The sequence below is a fragment of the Paraburkholderia sp. Ac-20342 genome (genome assembly GCF_017104985.1).
Taxonomy (GTDB): Bacteria; Pseudomonadota; Gammaproteobacteria; order Burkholderiales; family Burkholderiaceae; genus Paraburkholderia.
On sequence record NZ_JAAGPQ010000119.1, the window covers coordinates 1 to 20,483 of the forward strand.

Here is a 20,483-nt window from a genome sequence, read left to right on the forward strand (position 1 = left end):
AAGGCGCAGCGCCCGGAACTGTGGAGCCTCTACAACGCGCGTCTGCACAACGGAGAACACCTGCGCGTGTTCCCGATCTCGAACTGGACCGAACTCGATGTGTGGCAGTACATCGCGCGCGAACAGCGCGGCCATCCATGCGCCGAGCGATGCCGCCGCTCGCGCTCGTGCAAGCGGGCGGCCCGGCGGCTCGCCGGCAATCGGGTCGGTGGAAAAAGGAATGACGGCGTGTGTTGTCGGCGGCCCGCCGCTAAACGGCGCAGCCTCGAACTCACGCCGCAAGGGACATGACTGCATGGCAATCCGCAAGAAAACGGCAGACGCCAGTGTAGCCGCAGTTCCGGCCCGCGCGCCCGCGCATGCGTAACTGAATGTTAGGGCGCTTGCACGGGCGGCCACCCAGGGCCTCAGTAAGCGGCCGTCGCGAGTTGGCGGATGAAACGGCCCTGCTCCAGTTCGTCGACGAACGCGATGGCGTAGTCTTCGGCGGAAATGCGGCTATTGCCTTCGGTGTCGGCGATCAGCGTTTTCGCGCCCGTGCGGAACTTGCCCGTGCGCTCGCCCGGCGCGATCAGCGCGGCTGGGGCGAAGCACGTCCAGTCGAGATCGCTCACGCCGCGGTAGTAGTCGAATGCGTCGCGATGCGCGAGCGCGATGCCCTTGTAGGCGTCCGGGAAACCGGCGGTGTCGACCAGTTGCTTGCCCGGCGCGACTTCGAGCGAACCCGCGCCGCCCACCACCACGAGGCGCTTGATCCCCGCCGCGCGCACGCCCTCGACAAGCGCATGGGCCACCTTCGACAGCACCGCGAGATCGCCTTGCGGCGGCGCATACGCGCTCGCGACGACGTCGTGATCGCGCACCGCCGCGCCGACGCTCGCGGCGTCGAGCAGATCGGCCTTCGCCGCGTGCAGATTCGCGACGCCAGCCGGCACGCGTGCCGGATCGCGCGCGAGCGCCGTCACCTGATGCCCGCGCCGCGTGGCTTCCACGGCGATCCGCGAACCGATCATGCCGGTCGCGCCGAACAATGCGATCTTTAGTTGCTTGCTCATGTTGTTGACTCCTGATGCGTTATATGTAACTACTATAGTTACATATTGAGTGAAAAAAAGCGGGGTGCTCACCCCGTTCTACCTCATTCGACTTCGTTCGTCTTTTCAGGCGTGCGTGCGTCACGTGTGCCGCAACACCCCTACACGCGTGCTGCGATGCTGCTTTTACCGCTGTCATGGCATGGCTTCGCCGGCCATGCCGCAACGTCATCCCCCCGCGCGCCGCTTGCGCGCCCGCTGCTTTTCCGTGCGCACGACGTCGGCGGTCGCGTCGGCGAGCGTGCGGCCGGCAAGCGCGCTCTCCATGGCCTGCTGCGCTTCGTCGACGATACCGTGCAGCACGCCCTGAATATTGCGCCCCACCATGCACGCCGGGTTCGGCGCCTCGCGATGCAGCGAAAATAGCGGCGCCTCTTCGACCGCGCGATACACGTCGAGCAGCGTGATCTGCCCGGGTGCCCGCGCGAGCAAGGCGCCGCCGCCCGCGCCCAGCTGCGAGGTGGTGAGCCCCGCTTCCGCGAGCATGCTCAGAAGCCGGCGAATCAGCGCGGGATTCGTATTGACGCTGCCCGCGATCATGTCCGAGGACAGCGGCACGCCCCCCTGCAACGACAACAGCGCAAGCACGTGCACAGCAAACGCAAACCGGCTACTCGTGTTCACAGCGAACCTGCCTCGCGGCGACAATGTGTAACCATGATAATTACACTTATCGCCTTCGTCAAACGAGGCGAGCCGATGCGGGCGACCCGCACGCGGCTCATTTATCCATCTGCTTCTGCGCGTCGGACGACTCGCCCGATGCCGCCGACGCAGCGGACGCCGCCGCGTTCTGCGCCGACCACGCCTGCAGCTTGCGCCCCGCCGCCTCGAGTCCCTGCCCCGTTAGCGACGCGGCCTTGCCCAACTGCGCGTTGGCCGCGCTCGCCGCGTTCTGCAGATTGGCCTGCGCGCTCGACGCCAGCGATGCGGGGTCGATCCTGAGCGACGGCGCGGATGCGGCATCGAGCGTCTGCTGCGCGGCGGCCTTGCTCGCATCGACCTGCTGACCGACATAGCTCGCCGCCTGATCGAGCTTCTGGCCGGCGGCCTGAGCCGCGTCGTCGAGCTTGCTCGTCACCTGGCCGGCCGACGCGTCGTTCTTCTGGCACGCGGCCAGGCCACCGAAGATCAGGACCACGAACGCCGCGCGGCGCAACAGCGAAGAAAACCGCGAAGAAGAAAGAGAGGAAATCATAGGTGCCATGAACCGCCGCGAGGCGGCCCGTGCTTGCGAAGACGCGCCCATGATACCGCCTTGCCCCGCGCGCTCCGTTTTTACGCGCCATGCGCAACACCTGGCGCACGGCGCACGGCCCGAGGATCGTCGCGGTTCTGTCAACGATGATGGAGTAGACTGCCGGAGCATTGAGCAGCATCTGTCAGCATCTCCTCGCGCCGATACACGCGAGTGAACCCGGCGCGGTATTCCGTTGATCAACCGGAGGCATACGATGGCGGCAAAGAAGATCCTGTTCCTGACCGGCGATTTCGCCGAGGATTACGAAACGATGGTGCCGTTTCAGGCGCTGCAGGCAGTCGGCCATATCGTCGACGCGGTCTGCCCGAACAAGAAGGCGGGCGATCGCGTGAAAACCGCGATCCACGATTTCGAAGGCGACCAGACCTATACCGAGAAGCCGGGCCACCAGTTCACGCTGAACGCCTCGTTCGACGACACCGATCCGCACCAGTACGACGCGCTCGCGATCGCCGGCGGCCGCGCGCCCGAGTATCTGCGGCTCAATCCGAAGGTGATCGACGTCGTGCGGCAATTCGCCGAGGCGGGCAAGCCGATCGCCGCGATCTGCCACGCCGCGCAGCTGCTCGCGGCCGCCGACGTGATCCGCGGCAAGCGCATTTCCGCCTACCCGGCCTGCGCGCCCGAAGTGAAGCTGGCGGGCGGCGAATACGCCGACATTCCCGTCGACGCGGCGATCACCGATGCCAACTTCGTCACCGCGCCCGCATGGCCCGCGCATCCCGAGTGGCTGCGTCAATTCCTCGTGCTGCTCGGCACGCGTATCGAGCATTGAGGTATCGCGTTCGACCGCTGGCGCGCCTGCGCGCCAGCACATGCGGCAAGCGCGGACGCAACGCCGCGCTCGCCGCCAGATCAAGCGGCCCCCTCATTTAAGATTTGTCCGATAGTTCTCGAAGCAAAGCTCCCCCATAGTCGCGGCTGCCCTGGGGAGTGCCGCTTCGATGAAACTGACCGACTGGATCGTCCTGCTTGCCGTCATCCTGATAGCAATCGCTTTTTTCTGCGCGCGCCGGCCCGGCGCCTGGTCGCGCAACACCCGCTCGCGGCAGATGAAGGGCACGCGCCTGCTGCTACAGGCCGCGTGCTCGCTGTGGGCAGCGAGCCTGATCGTCGCGCAAGGCTTTTTCAGCGTCGATGGCTTCGCCGGCCTGCGGCCCGCGCCGATCGAGGCGCTCGCGGGTGGCGCGGTACTACTCGCCTGCGGCTGTTACTGGTCGATACGCGGCACGAGGCTGCTCAAACCGCGGCGCATCTTCGCGGGCTGCTGAACGGGCACTGGGTGGACGATCGGACGAGCACCGCGCGGGCCGCAGGGCCGCCGGCAGCCTCGCGCCGCGTTCCTGACGCTCTTCTCCTGCCGCTCTCCCGCCTCTCCCTCACGCCGCTCTCGCGCCCTACCGGGTCCCGATCCCCCGCTGCACATCGATCGCGGACGCAGGCGCGGACAGCCTCGCATCGCCGCCACCGTCGCCGGCCTTCGCCCACTCGCGCGTCTCCCTCTGCGCGAGACTGCCCGGCGAATCGCGGCTCGCGAGAATCCCGGCCGCATCGGCAAGCACCCGCGCACCGGCTGCCCCAGCCCCCGCTTCGGGCAGCGACAGATAAAACGTCGTCTCGGTTCCTTCCTTCGACTCCGCCCACACGCGGCCGCCGTGCCGCTCGACCATGCGCCGCACGAGCGCGAGGCCGATGCCCTCGCCGGCCGTCGCGTTGCCGTGCAGACGCTGGAACGCGTTGAACAGACGCGGCAGCGCGACCGCCGGAATCCCGAGGCCGTTGTCGCGCACGTAGAAGATACGCAGCGACTGCACGCCGGGCGGCGCCGGCGTCGTGCCGATTTCGATGCGGCCTTCGCGCGCCGGCGCCAGATAGTTGACCGCATTGCCGACGAGGTTCGCGAAAATCTGTTCGAGCGCGGTCGGATCGCCCCACACCGCCGGCAATTCGCCGAGCGTCACGCGCGCGCGCCGCGCGCGGATCGAGCCCTGCATCGCATCGACGACGCGCTGCACGATGTCGCGCACGTCGACCTTCTGGCGCCGGTATTCGACGCGGCCGACGCGCGAAAGCCGCAGCAGCGCGTCGATGATGTGCGACGAGCGCAGCACGGCCGTCTGCAGATAATGCAGCGCCTCGCCGACGTCCTCGTCGATCACGCGCTCGATGCGTTGCCGCGCGCCGGCCGTGAGCGTCGATTCGCGCACCGCCGCGCGCAGTTCGTCGCAGGCGCGGATCAGTTCCTTCGAAAAGCCCTGCAGGTTCACGAGCGGCGCGCGCAGATCGTGCGACACGCTGTAGATGAACATCTCGTTTTCCTGGGTCTGCTGCCGCAGCGTCTCGTTGATGCGCGCGAGTTCGGCCGCGCGGCGCTCGAGGTCCGCATGAAAGCGCGCCTCGATGCGCTCGGCTTCGAGCAGACGGCGGCTCGTCTCGTGCAAGGTCAGGTCGAGCCGCGCGATCTCGTCGCGGCCTGCGCCGATCGGCGCAAGCGGCTCGTTGCTGGCGAGGCGCCCGGCGTTGTCGGAAAGCTGCGCGAGCCGGCCGCGCACGCCGCGCGTGAACAGCCACACGGCCATCGCGACGAACAGCAGCGAGCCGAACGCGGCCGCGACGATCAGCGATTGCTGACGGTCGCGCGCGGCATCGGCGGCATTCGAGCGCAGCATGTCGAGGCGCCGCTCCTCGGCCTGGAACGCGGTCACCTGCAGACGAAAATGGTCGAGCACGTCGGCCTGGGCGAGATCGTGGAAGCGCGCGAGAATGTCGGCGCGGCGCCCCGCGTGCATCAGGTCCTCGATCCGGTCCGACCATTGGCGATACGCCTGCACCGCCTGGCGCACCTCGACCACGCGCTCGACCTGCGCCGGATTGTCGGCGACCAGCTCGGCCAGTTGATCGATGCGCCGGTCCACGTCGACCCATACCGCGACCGGCGTCGTGAAGCGGACGTCGTTGGCAAGCACGGCGCCGCGCAGCGCGACCGATTCCGACAGCACCGGGTCGAGAATCGCGGTGCTCTGGCGCAGCACTTCCTCGCTGTGCATTGCCCAGCGCTCGGCTCGCGCCGTATCGGCCTGCGCCTTCACGAGTCCGGAGAGCAGCGCCAGTTCGAGAACGGCGGGAATCGCGATCAGCAACAGGCCTTTAGTGGTCAGTCTCATGCGTACGCATTGGTGGGAATGGCCGGCGGATCGTGCACGGAATCGGCACATTATGTCGGCGTTTGCGCGGGAAGACAAAGCGGGCCGCAGGCCGGGCCGCACGGGAAGCCGGCGCGAACGCGACGCGAGACACGCCGCCCGGCTGTCGGGCGCCGTATGCGCCGCATACACCGCAGGCGCCTCATGCGTCAGGAATCCAGATAAAACTGTAATAGAAATCGAAGATTATGCCCCCGGCTGGATCATTCCCGCCGCCATCCGGCGCGCATGCACTTTTTTTGTGCCTGTTGTCGCTATTCAGGTGCAAAGTCCAGCCCACGCGGCACGGTGCGAAATCGTGTGCAAGTCCATCCCGGTGCCTGCTTGCACCGCACCGGCGCCGCCGGCACAACTTTGGCCCACTTCTTGCTCACATAGCGCACTTTTTGGCATAAGCGGGACACATCGATGGAAAGTCTGAAATACGGCGCCGACACCGAGTTTCTTCTGCTCGGCGCCGCCATGGTGCTGGCGATGCACGCGGGCTTCGCGTTCCTGGAACTCGGCACGGTGCGCAAGAAGAATCAGGTCAATGCGCTCGTCAAGATCCTCGTGGATTTCGCCGTCTCGACGATCGCGTATTTCTTCATCGGCTACACGATCGCGTACGGCGTGCAGTTTTTCGGCAGCGCCGCGTCGCTCGCCGAGCACAACGGCTACGGGCTCGTGCGCTTCTTCTTCCTGCTGACGTTCGCCGCCGCGATTCCGGCGATCGTCTCGGGCGGCATCGCCGAGCGCTCGAAATTCAACCCGCAGCTGTTCGCGACGTTCGTGCTGGTCGGCTTCGTCTATCCGTTCTTCGAAGGCATCGCGTGGAATAACCGCTTCGGCATTCAGGACTGGCTCACGCAGGCGTTCGGCGCACCGTTCCACGACTTCGCGGGCTCGGTCGTCGTGCACGCGTTCGGCGGCTGGGTCGCGTTGCCGGCCGTGCTGCTGCTCGGCGCGCGCCACGGCCGTTATCACCGCGACGGCGGCATCGCCGCGCATCCGCCCTCGAACATTCCGTTTCTCGCGCTCGGCGCATGGGTGCTGACGGTCGGCTGGTTCGGCTTTAACGTGATGAGCGCGCAGACGCTCGACAAGATCAGCGGCCTCGTCGCGGTCAACTCGCTGATGGCGATGGTCGGCGGCACGCTGAGCGCCTGGTTCGCCGGCCGCAACGACCCCGGCTTCACGTACAACGGCCCGCTCGCCGGACTCGTCGCGGTATGCGCGGGCTCCGACCTCATGCACCCGCTCGGCGCGCTGGTGACGGGCGGCATCGCCGGCGTGCTGTTCGTCTATATGTTCACCTGCGTGCAGAACCGCTGGCGCATCGACGACGTGCTCGGCGTATGGCCGCTGCACGGCCTGTGCGGCGCGTGGGGCGGCATCGCGGCCGGCATCTTCGGGATGCGCGCGCTGGGCGGCATGGGTGGCGTGTCGCTCGGCGCGCAGGTGCTCGGCACGCTCGGCGGCATCGTCGTGGCGGTGCTCGGCGGCACGCTCGTGTATGGCGTGATCCGCATGACCGTGGGCCTGAGGCTCGATCAGGAAGAGGAATACAACGGCGCGGATCTGTCGATCCACAAGATTTCGGCGACGCCGGAGTGAGCCGGGGTGCGCGTACAAATGCGCACACCGATGTTAGACTGCGCGGCTGGAGATGGCATTCTCCCTTAACCGCCCTTGGGGCTGATGATGCCTGCTACGCCCGGTCATGCGGACGCGGCATCGTCTCGCCCGCATGAACCGGTTTGTCGACACACTCCGGTTTCCGATCCTCTTCCATGTATTGGTCCTTTCTCGCTGTCGCCATCGGCGGCGCACTCGGCTCGCTGTTTCGCTGGTTCCTCGGCATTCGCCTGAACGGCCTGTTTAGCGGACTGCCGCTCGGCACGCTGGCCGCCAACGTGATCGCCGGCTACATCATCGGCGTGGCGGTCGCGGGCTTCGCGCGCGTGCCGCAACTCGCGCCGGAATGGCGGCTCTTCGTCATCACCGGTTTGATGGGTGGTCTCTCAACGTTCTCGACCTTCTCCGCCGAAGTCGTGCAACGCCTGCAGGACGGACGGCTCGGCTGGGCTGCCGGCGAAGTCGCGATTCACGTCAGCGCCTCGCTCGCGATGACGATCCTCGGCATCGCAACGGTGTCGCTGCTGTCGCGCTGAGCAGCCGGCTCGACACCCGCGCAGTACTCGCGTGCGGACATGCGTGCCGCCGCCCGAAAAACCCAACCGGGAGCGAAACCGGAACCCGTTCGACGGTCTCGCCGACTCTCGCGGCCGGCGCAGAAATCGACTTTTCAGTATCGGCGATGTATAAGCCCACAGGGCCTACGCCTCAACACGGACACAGCGGGAAGCCGGTGAGATTCCGGCGCGGTCGCGCCACTGTATCGGGGGAACCTGTTTCACCCCGGAGTCAGACCTCGCTATGTCGTCTTTTCCCAACCTGCACGGAACGCGCAATTCCTGGAGATTCAACATGCTTGATCGACTCGCCGAGATTTTCAACGATTCGGATTCGAGAGTCCGCAGCAAATTATTCGGCATCTACGGCGTGCTGATCGCCATCAACCTGCTCGCGTGGGTGTGGGCGATCGTGGCGTTCCACCACTATCCGGTGCTGCTCGGCACCGCGCTGCTCGCGTACGGATTCGGCCTGCGCCATGCCGTCGACGCCGACCACATCGCCGCCATCGACAACGTGACGCGCAAGCTCATGCAGGAACGCAAGCGGCCCGTTGCCGTGGGCTTCTTTTTCTCGCTCGGCCATTCGAGCGTCGTCGTGCTCGCGTCGGTCGCGGTGGCGCTCGCGACCACCGCGATCCAGGGCCGCTTCGACAACTACAGGGAGATCGGCGGCATCGTCAGCACGGCCGTGTCGTCCTTTTTCCTGTTCGCGCTCGCGCTGATGAACTTCCTGATTCTGCGCGGCATCTACCGCGCGTGGCGCCACGTGCGCAATGGCGGCGCCTATGTCGACGACGACTTCGACATGCTGCTCGCGAATCGAGGCTTCATCGCGCGCCTGTTCCGGCCGCTCTTCCGGCTCGTGACGCGTAGCTGGCACATGTATCCGATCGGCTTTCTGTTCGGCCTCGGCTTCGACACCGCCACGGAAATCGGCCTGCTCGGCATCGCGGCGACGCAGGCGGCCAAGGGGCTCTCGCCGTGGGCGATCATGGTGTTTCCGGTGCTGTTCAGTGCGGGCATGTCGCTCGTCGACACGCTCGACGGCCACCTGATGCTCGGCGCCTACAGCTGGGCGTACGAAAGGCCGCTGCGCAAGATCTACTACAACATGACGATCACGCTCGTCTCGATCGCGGTCGCGCTCGTGATCGGCGGCATCGAGGCGCTCGGCCTTCTCGCGGATCAGCTGAACCTGAAAGGCGGCATCTGGGACGCGATCGGCGCGCTCAACGATAACTTCGGCATGCTCGGCTACATCATCATCGGCATCTTCGCGCTCAGCTGGCTCGTGTCGGCGGCGATCTATCGCGTGAAGCGTTTCGACGAGGTGCAGACCAACCCGCAGGTCTGAGCGTACGAGAGCGGAAAGAAAGCGGAAAAGAAAAAAAGGCGTCACGTTGCCGTGACGCCTTAAAAGTTCTAGCCATTCCGAGGGCCGTGCTAGAACCTGAGAGACGGTATTAAAGCAAAAGCAGCGGGGGTTAAAAGCGGTGCCGCAGTGCCTGAAAGCATTCGCCGCCGAGCCCCTTGCATTCCCGCGCGATACGGGCAACGGGAACGATACGGCCGGCAACCTTTCTGGAAGATTCCATCTTTCGAAATAATGTTCCATTTTTTATGATTATGCTGACTAAGTCAAGCAAAATCCGAATCCAGGTCGTTCCGGCAACTTTTTCCGATAGAATCGATTTGTCACAAACAAAACTGAACTGGTGCCACGGCTGGAAGATGCCCGCCGTCTTCCGTAGACCGGCCGTCGACTGGGGACGAACTCAGAATCTGAAATACAGTTCCAAAAAACCATGAAACGACCTACTCCGATCCCGAGCGCAGCGGTCGTCGCCAGAGACCGGGACGGCTCGGGCGACGAAGTCACCGCCCTCGCTCGCGGCCTGACCGTGCTGCGCTCGATTGCCGCCGCGAACGCGCCGCTGAGCAATCGCGAACTCGCCGAACTCACCGGCATTCCGAAGCCAACGGTCTCGCGCATCACGGCGACGCTGGTCAGCGCCGGCTTCCTGCTGCGGCTGCCCGACAGCGAACGCTTCGTGCTGACTTCGTCGGTGCTGGAGCTGAGCAACGGCTTTCTGCGCAATTTCGACATCCGCGCCCGCGCACGGCCTTTCCTGATCGAACTCGCCGAGCGCACCGCCCTCTCGGTGCATCTGGCCGTGCGCGACCGCTTCGACATGGTCGTAATCGACACGATCCGGCCGCGCTCGGCGGTGCTCGTGTCGCGGCTCGAAATCGGCTCGCGCATGAGCCTGACGCGCACCGCGGTCGGCCGCGCCTATCTGGTGGCGCTCGAGCAGCCGGAACGCGAAGCGTTGCTTGCCGGTCTGCAGACGGCCGAAGGCAACGAATGGGGCTACATCGGCGGACGGCTCGAAAGCGCGATCGAGGACACGCTGGAGCGCGGCTTCGCGATCGCCACCGGCGAGTGGTACGACGGCCTCAATGCGATCGCGCTCGGCTTCGTCGGGCCGTCGGGCGAGCGCTATGCGGTCAATTGCGGCGGCGCGGCCGACCAGTGCCCGCGCGACTGGCTCATCTCGCATGCCGCGCCCGCGCTGCTCGAATGCATCGGCAAGATCGTGCTCGAAGTCGGCGGCACGCCGGCGCGCCGGCTCGACACCTGAGGCACCGAGACAGACACCGCGACAGGCACGGCGAAAAGCACCGCGGCCGGATGCGCCACCAGCCGGCGCACGCGGCCGACGGCGCCCGGCGAGGCGCCCCTTCACACCAGGCCAACAATTTCCCAACATCCTGTAACCTTCGTAATTAAACGAAAAATAGGCGGCTGGACTGTTACAGAGACCGCAACGTACGATCACGCATCCCGTCGCGGGATACACGCGCATCTGGCCGTTTTTGCCGTCGAAAACGGCGCCGCGCGCGCCGTGGTGATTCCGCATTGCGTTAACATCTCTGTCCCGCGCCTCGGGTAGCATCGCGTTGCGCGACGCACCCGCAACCGAACGCAACCTGACGCAACCGCAGCCGCCTGTCATGCCGTCCACGTGTCGCCGCCCTGCGGGCGCGGCAAACGCGCGAGCGGCGCACATCAAAAAGCCAGCCACCCGACCGAACCGATGGACGAACAACAAAAGCACCTGGAAAACCAGCGCCCCACCGCTTCCCAACCGTCGGCAAGCGGCGCGCAACATGGCGCGCCCGGCGCGGTAAAGCGGCATCGCGGCCGCACCATCGCACTGATCGTCGCGGTTCTGGTCATTCTCGGAGTGGTGCTATGGCGCTGGCATCCGTGGGGCGGCGCGAGCGGCGCCAGCGCCCCGACCGGCGCAAGCGGTGCGCGGGGCGGTGGCCGCTTTGGCCGCGGCGGTCCGAACGCGATGGCGAACATGGCGCAGCCGGTGCACGTCGCCACCGCCACGCAAGGCGAGATGCCGGTCGTGCTGACCGCGCTCGGCACGGTCACGCCGCTGGCTACCGTGACCGTGCTGCCGCAGCTGAGCGGCGTCCTGCAGGACGTCTATTTCAAGGAAGGCCAGATGGTCAGGAAGGGCGACGTGCTGGCCCAGATCGACCCGCGCCCGTACGAGATTTCGCTGCGCAACGCCGAGGGCACACTGGTGCGCGACGAGGCGCTGCTCGCCACCGCGCGCCTCGACCTCAAGCGCTACCAGACACTGCTCGCGCAGGACTCGATCGCGAGCCAGCAGGTCGACACGCAGGCATCGCTCGTGCGCCAGTACGAAGGCACCGTGAAGTCCGACCAGGCGAATGTCGACAGTTTCAAGCTCGACCTCATCTATGCGCGCATCACCGCGCCGGTGTCGGGCCGCGTCGGCCTGCGCCAGGTCGATCCGGGCAACTACGTGACCTCGGGCCTCGCGAACGGCATCGCGGTCATCACGCAGTTACAGCCGATCAGCGTGATCTTCACGACTTCGGAAGACAACCTGCAGCAGATCATCCAGCACACGCAGAACGGCGAACAGCTCTCGGCCACCGCCTACGACCGCAGCAACACGCGGCCGCTCGAAGTCGGCTCGCTGAAGACGATGGACAACCAGATCGACACGACCACCGGCACGGTGCGTCTGCGCGCGCTCTTCGATAACAAGGACAACGGGCTGTTCCCGAACCAGTTCGTCAACACGCGCCTGCTCGTCGACACGATCAAGGACGCCGTCATCGTGCCGACCTCGGCGGTGCTCAACGGCTCGATGGGTCCGTTCGTCTACGTCGTGAAGGACGACAACACGGTCACGGTCCGGCCGGTCAAGCCCGGTCCCGTGGACGGCGAGCGCACCAGCATCAAGTCGGGCCTCGCGCTCGGCGAGCGCGTCGTGATCGACGGTTCGGACCGTCTGCGCGAAGGCTCGAAGATCACGATTCCGGCCGAGCGTCCCAGTGGTGCATCGGGCGCGCACGGCGCGGCCGGCGCCTCGGGCGCTTCCGCCGCGCATGCGCATCGCGGCAGACACGCGTCGCAGGCTGCGCAATAAAGTAAAAGGCACGGCACTTACCGCATGAATCCATCCCGCGCTTTTATTCTGCGTCCCGTCGGCACCGCGCTGCTCATGGCGGCGATCATGCTGGTCGGCCTCGTGGCGCTGCGCTTTCTGCCGCTCTCCGCGCTACCCGAGGTCGACTATCCGACGATCCAGGTGCAGACCTTCTATCCGGGCGCGAGTCCGGACGTGATGACGTCGTCGGTGACGGCGCCGCTCGAGCGGCAGTTCGGACAGATGCCGTCGCTCAATCAGATGTCGTCGCAAAGCTCGGCAGGCTCGTCGATCATCACACTGCAGTTCAGCCTCGACTTGCCGCTCGACATCGCCGAGCAGGAAGTGCAGGCCGCCATCAATGCGGCCGGCAACCTGCTGCCGTCCGACCTGCCCGCACCGCCGATCTACGCGAAGGTCAATCCGGCCGACGCGCCGATCATCACGCTCGCGATCACCTCGAAAACGCTGCCGCTCACCCAGGTGCAGGACCTCGCCGACACGCGCCTCGCGCAGAAAATCTCGCAGGTCGCGGGCGTGGGTCTCGTCAGTCTGTCGGGCGGCCAGCGCCCGGCCGTGCGGATTCAGGCGAACCCGCGCGCGCTCGCCGCGTACGGCCTGAATCTCGACGATCTGCGCACCACGATCTCGAACCTCAACGTCAACACGCCGAAGGGCAACTTCGACGGCCCGACGCGCAACTACACGATCAACTCGAACGACCAGCTGACCGATCCCGACCAGTACAAGAGCGCGGTCATCGCCTACAAGAACGGCCGGCCGGTCATGCTGACCGACGTCGCGAACATCGTCGCGGGCGCGGAGAACACCAAGCTCGGCGCGTGGGTCGACAACACGCCGGCGATCATCCTGAACGTGCAGCGCCAGCCGGGCGCGAACGTGATCCAGGTGGTCGACAGCATCAAGGCGCTGCTGCCGCAACTGCAGCAGGCGCTGCCCGCCGCGCTCGACGTGCAGGTCGTCACCGACCGCACCACGACGATCCGCGCCTCGGTGCGCGACGTGCAGTTCGAACTGGCGATGTCGGTCGTGCTGGTCGTGCTGGTGATGTACCTGTTCCTCGCCAACGTCTACGCGACGATCATCCCGAGCCTCTCGGTGCCGCTCTCGCTGATCGGCACGCTCGCCGTGATGTACCTGTGCGGCTTCTCGCTCGACAACCTCTCGCTGATGGCGCTGACCATCGCGACCGGCTTCGTGGTCGACGACGCGATCGTGATGATCGAGAACATCGCGCGCTACGTCGAGGAAGGCGACACGGCGCTCGAAGCCGCGCTGAAGGGCTCCAAGCAGATCGGCTTCACGATCATCTCGCTGACGGTCTCGCTGATCGCGGTGCTGATTCCGCTGCTGTTCATGGGCGACGTGGTCGGCCGGCTGTTCCACGAATTCGCGATCACGCTCGCGGTGACGATCGTGATCTCGGCGGTCGTCTCGCTCACGCTCGTGCCGATGATGTGCGCGAAGCTGCTGCGTCACACGCCACCGCACGAAAGCCACCGCTTCGAGGCGAAGGCGCACCGCTTCATCGACTGGGTAATCGCGCGCTACGCGGTCGCGCTCACGTGGGTGCTGAACCGGCAGCGCTCGACGCTCGTCGTCGCCGTGCTCACGCTCGTGCTGACCGGGCTGCTCTACGTGTTCGTGCCGAAGGGCTTCTTCCCCGTGCAGGACACCGGCGTGATCCAGGCGATCACGCAGATGCCGCAGTCGGTCTCGTTCGCGTCGATGGCCGAGCGTCAGCAGGCGCTCGCCGCGCAAATTCTGAAGAACCCGGACGTCGACAGCCTCACGTCGTTCATCGGCGTGGACGGCAGCAACATCACGCTGAACAGCGGCCGCATGCTCATCAACCTGAAGCCGCGCGACGACCGCAGCCATACCGCGAGCGACGTGATCCGCCAGTTGCAGAAGGACGTCGCGCACATTCCGGGCGCCTCGCTCTTCATGCAGCCGGTGCAGGACCTGACGATCGACTCGACCGTGAGCCCGACGCAGTACCAGTTCATGCTGACCGATCCGAACATCAGCGAATTCACGACATGGGTGCCGAAGCTGGTCGACCGCCTGAAGCAGTCGCCCGAACTCGCCGACGTCGCGACCGATCTGCAGGACAACGGCCGCTCGGTGTTCATCGAGATCGACCGCGCGACTGCCGCGCGCTTCGGCATCACACCGGCCACGATCGACAGCGCGCTGTACGACGCGTTCGGCCAGCGCATCATCTCGACGATCTTCACGCAGTCGAACCAGTACCGCGTGATTCTCGAAGCGCAGCCGACGATGCAGCAATACACCGATTCGCTGAATTCGATCTACCTGCCCTCTTCCACCTCGACGGGCGGCCAGGTGCCGCTGTCGTCGATCGCGAAGTTCATCGAACGGCCCGCGCCGCTGCTCGTCACGCACCTGAGCCAGTTCCCGGCCACCACGGTGTCGTTCAACCTCGCGCCCGGTTCGTCGCTCGGCGCGGCCGTGCAGGCGATTCAGCAGGCCGAGCAGGACATCGGCCTGCCCGCCTCGTTCCAGACGCGCTTCCAGGGCGCGGCGCTCGCGTTCCAGGCCTCGCTCGCCAACGAGCTGTTCCTGATCCTCGCGGCGATCGTCACGATGTACATCGTGCTCGGCGTGCTGTACGAGAGCTTCATCCATCCGATCACGATTCTCTCCACGCTGCCGTCGGCCGGCGTCGGCGCGCTGCTCGCGCTGCTCATGACCGGCCATGATCTCGACATCATCGGCATCATCGGCATCGTGCTGCTGATCGGCATCGTGAAGAAGAACGCGATCATGATGATCGACTTCGCGCTCTACGCCGAGCGCGAGGAAGGCAAGCCGCCGCGCGAGGCGATCTACCAGGCGTGTCTCTTGCGCTTCCGGCCGATCCTGATGACCACGTTGGCCGCCCTGCTCGGCGCGCTGCCGCTGATGCTCGGCACCGGCGCAGGCTCGGAGCTGCGCCGCCCGCTCGGCATCGCGATCGCGGGCGGCCTGATCGTGAGCCAGCTGCTGACGCTGTTCACGACGCCGGTGATCTACCTCGCGTTCGATTCGCTCGGCCGCCGCCTGCGCGAGCGCTTCAACCGTAGCGACTCGTCCGGCAGCGCCACGCCGCCCGCCACCGATGCGGGGAACTAGGCGATGAACCTGTCGCGTCCGTTCATTTCCCGCCCGGTCGCCACCACGCTGCTGGCGATCGGCATCGCGCTGTCGGGCGTGTTCGCGTTCACGAAGCTGCCGGTCGCGCCCTTGCCGCAGGTCGATTTCCCGACCATCTCGATCCAGGCGTCGCTGCCGGGCGCGAGCCCCGAGACCGTGGCGACGAGCGTCGCGAGTCCGCTCGAACGGCATCTGGGCTCGATCGCCGACGTCACCGAAATGACCTCGTCGAGTTCGGTCGGCGCGGCGCGCATCACGATGCAGTTCGGCCTGAACCGCGACATCGACGGCGCCGCGCGCGACGTGCAGGCCGCCATCAACGCGGCGCGCGCCGACCTGCCCGCGAGCCTGCGCAGCAACCCGACCTATCATAAGGTCAACCCCGCCGACGCGCCGATCCTGATTCTCGCGCTCACCTCGCACACGCTGACGGCCGGCCAGTTGTACGACTCGGCCGCCACGGTGCTGCAGCAGTCGCTCTCGCAGGTGGACGGCATCGGCGAAGTGGACGTGAACGGCTCGGCGAACCCGGCCGTGCGCGTCGAACTGGAGCCGCATGCGCTGTCGCACTACGGCATCGGTCTCGAAGACGTGCGCGCGGCGCTCGCCTCGGCCAACGCGAACAGCCCGAAAGGCTCGATCGAGTTCGGCGAGAACCGCGTGCAGCTCTACACCAACGACCAGGCGAGCAAGGCATCGCAGTACAAGGACCTCGTGATCGCCTATCGCAACGGCGCGCCGGTCAAGCTCTCGGACATGGGCGAGGTTGTCGATTCGGTCGAAGACCTGCGCAACCTCGGCCTCTTCAACGGCAAGCGCTCGGTGCTCGTGATCCTGTACCGGCAGCCCGGCGCGAACATCATCGAGACCGTCGACCGCGTCAAGGCCATGCTGCCGCAACTGCACGCGTCGCTGCCCGCCGACGTCGACATCGAGCCGACCTCGGACCGCTCCACGACGATCCGCGCGTCGCTGAAGGACACCGAGCGCACGCTCGTGATCGCGGTCGCGCTCGTCGTGATGGTGGTGTTCCTGTTCCTGCGCAACTGGCGCGCCACGCTGATTCCGAGCGTGGCCGTGCCGATCTCGATCATCGGCACGTTCGGCGCGATGTATCTGATGGGCTTCTCGATCGACAACCTCTCGCTGATGGCGCTGACCATCGCGACCGGCTTCGTCGTCGACGACGCGATCGTCGTGCTCGAAAACATCTCGCGGCACATCGAGAACGGCGTGCCGCGCATGAAGGCCGCGTTCCGCGGCGCGCGCGAGGTCGGCTTCACGGTGATGTCGATCAGCATCTCGCTCGTCGCGGTGTTCCTGCCGATTCTGCTGATGGGCGGCATCGTCGGGCGCCTCTTCCGCGAGTTCGCGCTGACGCTGTCGCTCGCGATCGCGGTGTCGCTCCTCGTCTCGCTCACGCTCACGCCGATGATGTGCTCGCGCCTGTTGCGCGAGCCGCACGAAAAGCGCGAGGAAAGCCGCTTCGGCCAGTGGCTCGAGCGCGGCTTCATGTCGATGCAGCGCGGCTACGAGCGCACGCTCTGCTGGGCGCTGCGCCATCCGCTCCTGATCGTCACCATCCTGCTGCTGACGATCGCGCTGAACGTCGCGCTCTACATCATCGTGCCGAAGGGCTTCTTTCCGCAGCAGGACACCGGGCGGCTCGTCGGCGGCATCCAGGCCGACCAGAGCACCTCGTTCCAGGCGATGAAGGGCAAGTTCGCGCAGATGATGGACATCGTCGGCAAAAACCCGGCCGTCGACAGCGTGGTCGGCTTCACGGGCGGCCGGCAGACCAACTCGGGCTTCATGTTCGTGTCGCTCAAGTCGAAGAGCGAGCGCAAGCTCTCCGCCGATCAGGTGATCCAGCAGCTGCGCGCACCGCTTGGCGACGTGGCCGGCGCGCGCACGTTCCTGCAATCGGTGCAGGACATCCGCGTGGGCGGCCGGCAATCGAACGCGCAGTATCAGTTCACGCTGCTCGCCGACTCGACGCCCGACCTCTACAAGTGGGGACCGAAGCTGACCGAAGCGCTGCAGGCGCGCAAGGAACTCGCGGACGTCAACTCCGACCAGCAGCAAGGCGGCCTCGAAGCGATGGTGACGATCGACCGCGCGACCGCGTCGCGCGTCGGCATCAAGCCCGCGCAGATCGACAACACGCTCTACGACGCGTTCGGCCAGCGCCAGGTGTCGACGATCTACAACCCGCTGAACCAGTATCACGTCGTGATGGAAGTCGCGCCGCGCTACTGGCAGAGCCCGGAGATGCTGAATGAAATCTTCGTCAGCACCTCGGGCGGCAGCGCGAGCGGCGCGCAAACCACCAACGCGCCGGCCGGCACGGTGACCGCGCACGCGGCGGCGAGTACGACCAGCACAACCAGCACGACCAGTGCGGCCACGGGCGGCGCGGCGGGCACCACCGCCACGAGCGCGGCCAGCATCGCCGCCGACTCCGCGCGCAACCAGGCGATCAACTCGATCGCGGCGAGCGGCAAGTCGAGCGCGTCGTCGGGCTCGCCGGTGTCGACCGCGAAGGAAACGATGGTGCCGCTCTCGGCCATCGCGAGCTTCGGGCCGGGCACCACGCCGCTGTCGGTCAATCACCAGAGCCAGTTCGTGGCCTCGACGATTTCGTTCAACCTGCCGCCGGGCGTGTCGCTCTCCACCGCCACCCAGGCGATCTACGACACGATGGCCGAAATCGGCATGCCGGGCACGATCCACGGCAGCTTCCAGGGCACCGCGCAGGCGTTCCAGCAGTCGATGTCCGACCAGCCGATCCTGATCCTCGCGGCGCTCGCGGCCGTCTACATCGTGCTCGGCATCCTGTACGAAAGCTACATCCATCCGCTGACGATTCTCTCGACGCTGCCGTCGGCCGGCGTCGGCGCCCTGCTCGCGCTGCTGCTCTTCAAGACCGAGTTCAGCATCATCGCGCTGATCGGCGTGATCCTGCTGATCGGCATCGTGAAGAAGAACGCGATCATGATGGTGGACTTCGCGATCGAGGCCTCGCGCCACGGGCTGTCGTCGCGCGATGCGATCTACCAGGCGTGTCTGCTGCGCTTCCGGCCGATCATGATGACCACGTTCGCGGCGCTGCTCGGCGCGTTGCCGCTCGCGTTCGGACGCGGCGAAGGCGCGGAGATGCGCGCGCCGCTCGGTATTTCGATCGTCGGCGGGCTGATCGTGAGCCAGATGCTCACGCTCTATACGACGCCGGTCGTGTATCTCTACATGGACCGCATCCGCGTGCGCTGGGAAGCGCGAAAGGCGCGCCGCTCGGGTGGCGCGACGCCGACGTCGTCGTAACGTTCAATGGCAACGCGGCGGGTTGGCATGCCCGATAAATTCGATGCATGCGAACCCGCCGCGTGAGCCGGTGCGACCAACCAGCAGAAGACTTTTAAAGCGAGAGCTTCGGCGTTTTCCCGCGGCGTTTCGTTGAAAACTTTTGCTCCGCGTTGCCGTTCTTAAGCCGGCTCGGCGTTTCTGTTCAGGGTTTTTGCTCAGAGTTTCTGTGCAATAGCCAGCGCAAAAATCCGCTGCCATTGGCGCGCCTCGCGCTCGCCCGACATCGGCACGATCCACTCGGCGTGCCGCGGGTCCTTCACCTCGAGCGCAAGTTGTGCCTGCGCGCCGCCGCCCCGCACTTCGGCGCCGAGCAGATCGGCGAAGATATACGCGCCCTTTTCGTCGCCGACGCGAATCTCGCAGAGCCGCTTGGCCGCCGCGAGCCGCAGCGCACCCCAGTTGCCCTTCAGCTCATGCGTCCAGTCGCCGTCGCGCACGTTCGGCGCGACTTCGCGGCGCCGCCGCAACCAGTGCGCCAGCGCGCCGATCAACAGCAGCGCGACCAGCACGGCGACGCCGACCGCGACGGCCAGGCCGAACGCGGCCTGCAACGCATAAAAGGCCCGCACCGCACCGTACACCAGCGCGATCAGCGCAATCAACGCAACGAGAATCGGCATCGCTCACTCACCCGGCAAAAGGCTTGAGCCTAGCACGAGCGCGCGCCGGTCCGCGATGCAACCCGTCGTTGCGCCAATCGCAGCGCCGCGCGCAAGAGGCCAGCGGGCCGACGCGCCACGGCTTGCCTGCCGCTACGGCGCTGCTTAGCCGACTATGCGGCGTGCCCTGGCGGGCACCAAGCGCACCAGCGGGCACCACCGCACCCCGCCCCGCCTCACTGCGCCTTATGCGCCGCCGTCCAGTCCTTGAGCGCCTTCAGCGTGTTCTCGACATGCTTCTCGGGCGACAGGCTCGTGTATTCGTAGATGATCTTGCCGTCCGGCGCGATCACGTACGACACGCGATTGGCCATGCCGCTATGCAGCGGCATGCCGGCGTCGTATGCGCCGATCACCTTCGAATCGGCATCGGCCGCGACCGGGAATTTGCTGCGGCACTCGCTGACCGAGAACTTCGTCAGCGTATCGATGTTGTCGTGCGACACACCGATCACCGTCGCACCGTACTTCCTGTATTCGTCGACCGCATCGGCGAACTCGTGCGCCTCGATCGTGCAGCCCTTCGTGAACGCGGCCGGATAGAAGTACAGCACGACCGGGCCCTTCTTCAGTTCGTCGGCGAGCGAGTAGGTGTAGGTCTTGCCGCCGAGCGAGGCTTCGGTCGTGAAGGTCGGCGCGGTGTCGCCCGGCTTCAGCGTCGCCGATGCGAGCGGCGAATGCATGGCGAATCCGAGCGCCATGACGGCGGCGAACGCCGCCGGTAGGTGTTTGATCTTCATCTGCGTCTCCCTGCGTGAGCACACGCGTTGTCATCCAGTCCGGGGCATCGGGGACGGCCTCGGCCATCCCTGCATCGGCTATTGGAACACGGATGCGCAACGCGCGTAAGCGGCGCGGCATGACGATAAGCGGATCGAAAGCATGCGAGGCCAATGAGGCGAGACCAGCGCGTCGGGCGGCCGGCCCCGGCCGCTCAGACCGCCGACTCGGCGACATGCACCCCGAACCACGCCGCCGCCGACAGATTCAGCTCCGACAGCACGGCGGGCGTGAGCGCCGCGAAGCCGGCCGCCGCGGCAAGCGGCGCGGCGTCGCCGCCCTCGCCCG

At 66.4% G+C, this 20,483-nt stretch carries 15 protein-coding genes, 1 pseudogene and 2 riboswitches; of the genes and pseudogenes, 10 read left to right on the forward strand and 6 right to left on the reverse strand.

Annotation, left to right across the window (positions count from 1 at the left end):
• Nucleotides 1-126: pseudogene (locus G3N58_RS30600) on the forward strand (phosphoadenosine phosphosulfate reductase family protein); the annotation flags it as partial.
• Nucleotides 127-407: 281 nt separating this feature from the next.
• Here the strand turns inward: G3N58_RS30600 and G3N58_RS30605 are convergent.
• From G3N58_RS30605 to G3N58_RS30615, 3 genes are all read right to left on the reverse strand, one after another.
• The gene (locus G3N58_RS30605) at nucleotides 408-1,055 is read right to left on the reverse strand and encodes an NAD(P)H-binding protein (protein ID WP_206001060.1); all 648 of its coding nucleotides are present in this window, start codon (nucleotides 1,053-1,055) and stop codon (nucleotides 408-410) included.
• 207 nt (nucleotides 1,056-1,262) lie between these two features.
• Nucleotides 1,263-1,718: an Rrf2 family transcriptional regulator gene (locus G3N58_RS30610; RefSeq protein WP_167040250.1), complete on the reverse strand. Its 456-nt coding sequence runs from the start codon at nucleotides 1,716-1,718 to the stop codon at nucleotides 1,263-1,265.
• 97 nt (nucleotides 1,719-1,815) lie between these two features.
• Nucleotides 1,816-2,292 (reverse strand): hypothetical protein, encoded by a 477-nt coding sequence (locus G3N58_RS30615; RefSeq protein ID WP_205192732.1) that lies wholly within the window; start codon nucleotides 2,290-2,292, stop codon nucleotides 1,816-1,818.
• Nucleotides 2,293-2,548: 256 nt separating this feature from the next.
• On the opposite strand from G3N58_RS30615, the gene G3N58_RS30620 reads away from it, so the two are divergent.
• The gene (locus tag G3N58_RS30620; protein ID WP_167040252.1) at nucleotides 2,549-3,130 is read left to right on the forward strand and encodes a DJ-1/PfpI family protein; all 582 of its coding nucleotides are present in this window, start codon (nucleotides 2,549-2,551) and stop codon (nucleotides 3,128-3,130) included.
• 169 nt (nucleotides 3,131-3,299) lie between these two features.
• The gene (locus tag G3N58_RS30625; protein WP_206001061.1) at nucleotides 3,300-3,626 is read left to right on the forward strand and encodes a hypothetical protein; all 327 of its coding nucleotides are present in this window, start codon (nucleotides 3,300-3,302) and stop codon (nucleotides 3,624-3,626) included.
• Nucleotides 3,627-3,752: 126 nt separating this feature from the next.
• On the opposite strand, the gene G3N58_RS30630 is transcribed toward G3N58_RS30625, so the two are convergent.
• On the reverse strand, nucleotides 3,753-5,519 hold the full coding sequence (locus G3N58_RS30630; RefSeq protein ID WP_206001062.1) for a sensor histidine kinase: 1,767 nt from the start codon (nucleotides 5,517-5,519) through the stop codon (nucleotides 3,753-3,755).
• A 447-nt stretch (nucleotides 5,520-5,966) separates the two neighbouring features.
• Between G3N58_RS30630 and G3N58_RS30635 the strand changes: the two genes are divergently transcribed.
• The 7 genes from G3N58_RS30635 to G3N58_RS30665 all read left to right on the forward strand — a co-directional run bounded on the left by G3N58_RS30635 (nucleotide 5,967) and on the right by G3N58_RS30665 (nucleotide 18,714).
• Complete coding sequence (locus tag G3N58_RS30635) at nucleotides 5,967-7,154, forward strand: ammonium transporter (protein WP_167040258.1); 1,188 nt, start codon at nucleotides 5,967-5,969, stop codon at nucleotides 7,152-7,154.
• 39 nt (nucleotides 7,155-7,193) lie between these two features.
• Nucleotides 7,194-7,255, forward strand: a riboswitch (Fluoride riboswitch).
• Nucleotides 7,256-7,330: 75 nt separating this feature from the next.
• On the forward strand, nucleotides 7,331-7,711 hold the full coding sequence (gene crcB, locus G3N58_RS30640) for a fluoride efflux transporter CrcB (protein ID WP_167040260.1): 381 nt from the start codon (nucleotides 7,331-7,333) through the stop codon (nucleotides 7,709-7,711).
• Between the two features lie 144 nt (nucleotides 7,712-7,855).
• A riboswitch (cobalamin riboswitch) is annotated at nucleotides 7,856-7,994 on the forward strand.
• 33 nt (nucleotides 7,995-8,027) lie between these two features.
• The gene (locus tag G3N58_RS30645) at nucleotides 8,028-9,089 is read left to right on the forward strand and encodes a HoxN/HupN/NixA family nickel/cobalt transporter (RefSeq protein ID WP_206001063.1); all 1,062 of its coding nucleotides are present in this window, start codon (nucleotides 8,028-8,030) and stop codon (nucleotides 9,087-9,089) included.
• A gap of 451 nt (nucleotides 9,090-9,540) precedes the next feature.
• On the forward strand, nucleotides 9,541-10,377 hold the full coding sequence (locus G3N58_RS30650) for an IclR family transcriptional regulator (RefSeq protein ID WP_206001064.1): 837 nt from the start codon (nucleotides 9,541-9,543) through the stop codon (nucleotides 10,375-10,377).
• Nucleotides 10,378-10,833: 456 nt separating this feature from the next.
• Entirely contained in the window at nucleotides 10,834-12,213 is a 1,380-nt protein-coding gene (locus G3N58_RS30655) for an MdtA/MuxA family multidrug efflux RND transporter periplasmic adaptor subunit (protein ID WP_206001065.1), read from the forward strand.
• A gap of 24 nt (nucleotides 12,214-12,237) precedes the next feature.
• Nucleotides 12,238-15,372: an MdtB/MuxB family multidrug efflux RND transporter permease subunit gene (locus tag G3N58_RS30660; protein WP_206001066.1), complete on the forward strand. Its 3,135-nt coding sequence runs from the start codon at nucleotides 12,238-12,240 to the stop codon at nucleotides 15,370-15,372.
• Nucleotides 15,373-15,375: 3 nt separating this feature from the next.
• Entirely contained in the window at nucleotides 15,376-18,714 is a 3,339-nt protein-coding gene (locus G3N58_RS30665; protein WP_206001067.1) for an efflux RND transporter permease subunit, read from the forward strand.
• A gap of 197 nt (nucleotides 18,715-18,911) precedes the next feature.
• Here G3N58_RS30665 and G3N58_RS30670 read toward each other — a convergent pair whose 3' ends face one another.
• Both G3N58_RS30670 and G3N58_RS30675 read right to left on the reverse strand, forming a co-directional pair.
• Nucleotides 18,912-19,376: a hypothetical protein gene (locus G3N58_RS30670; protein ID WP_167040272.1), complete on the reverse strand. Its 465-nt coding sequence runs from the start codon at nucleotides 19,374-19,376 to the stop codon at nucleotides 18,912-18,914.
• A gap of 215 nt (nucleotides 19,377-19,591) precedes the next feature.
• Nucleotides 19,592-20,155, reverse strand: coding sequence for a peroxiredoxin (locus G3N58_RS30675; RefSeq protein WP_167284587.1), 564 nt, complete (start codon nucleotides 20,153-20,155; stop codon nucleotides 19,592-19,594).
• Between the last annotated feature and the right edge of the window lie 328 nt (nucleotides 20,156-20,483).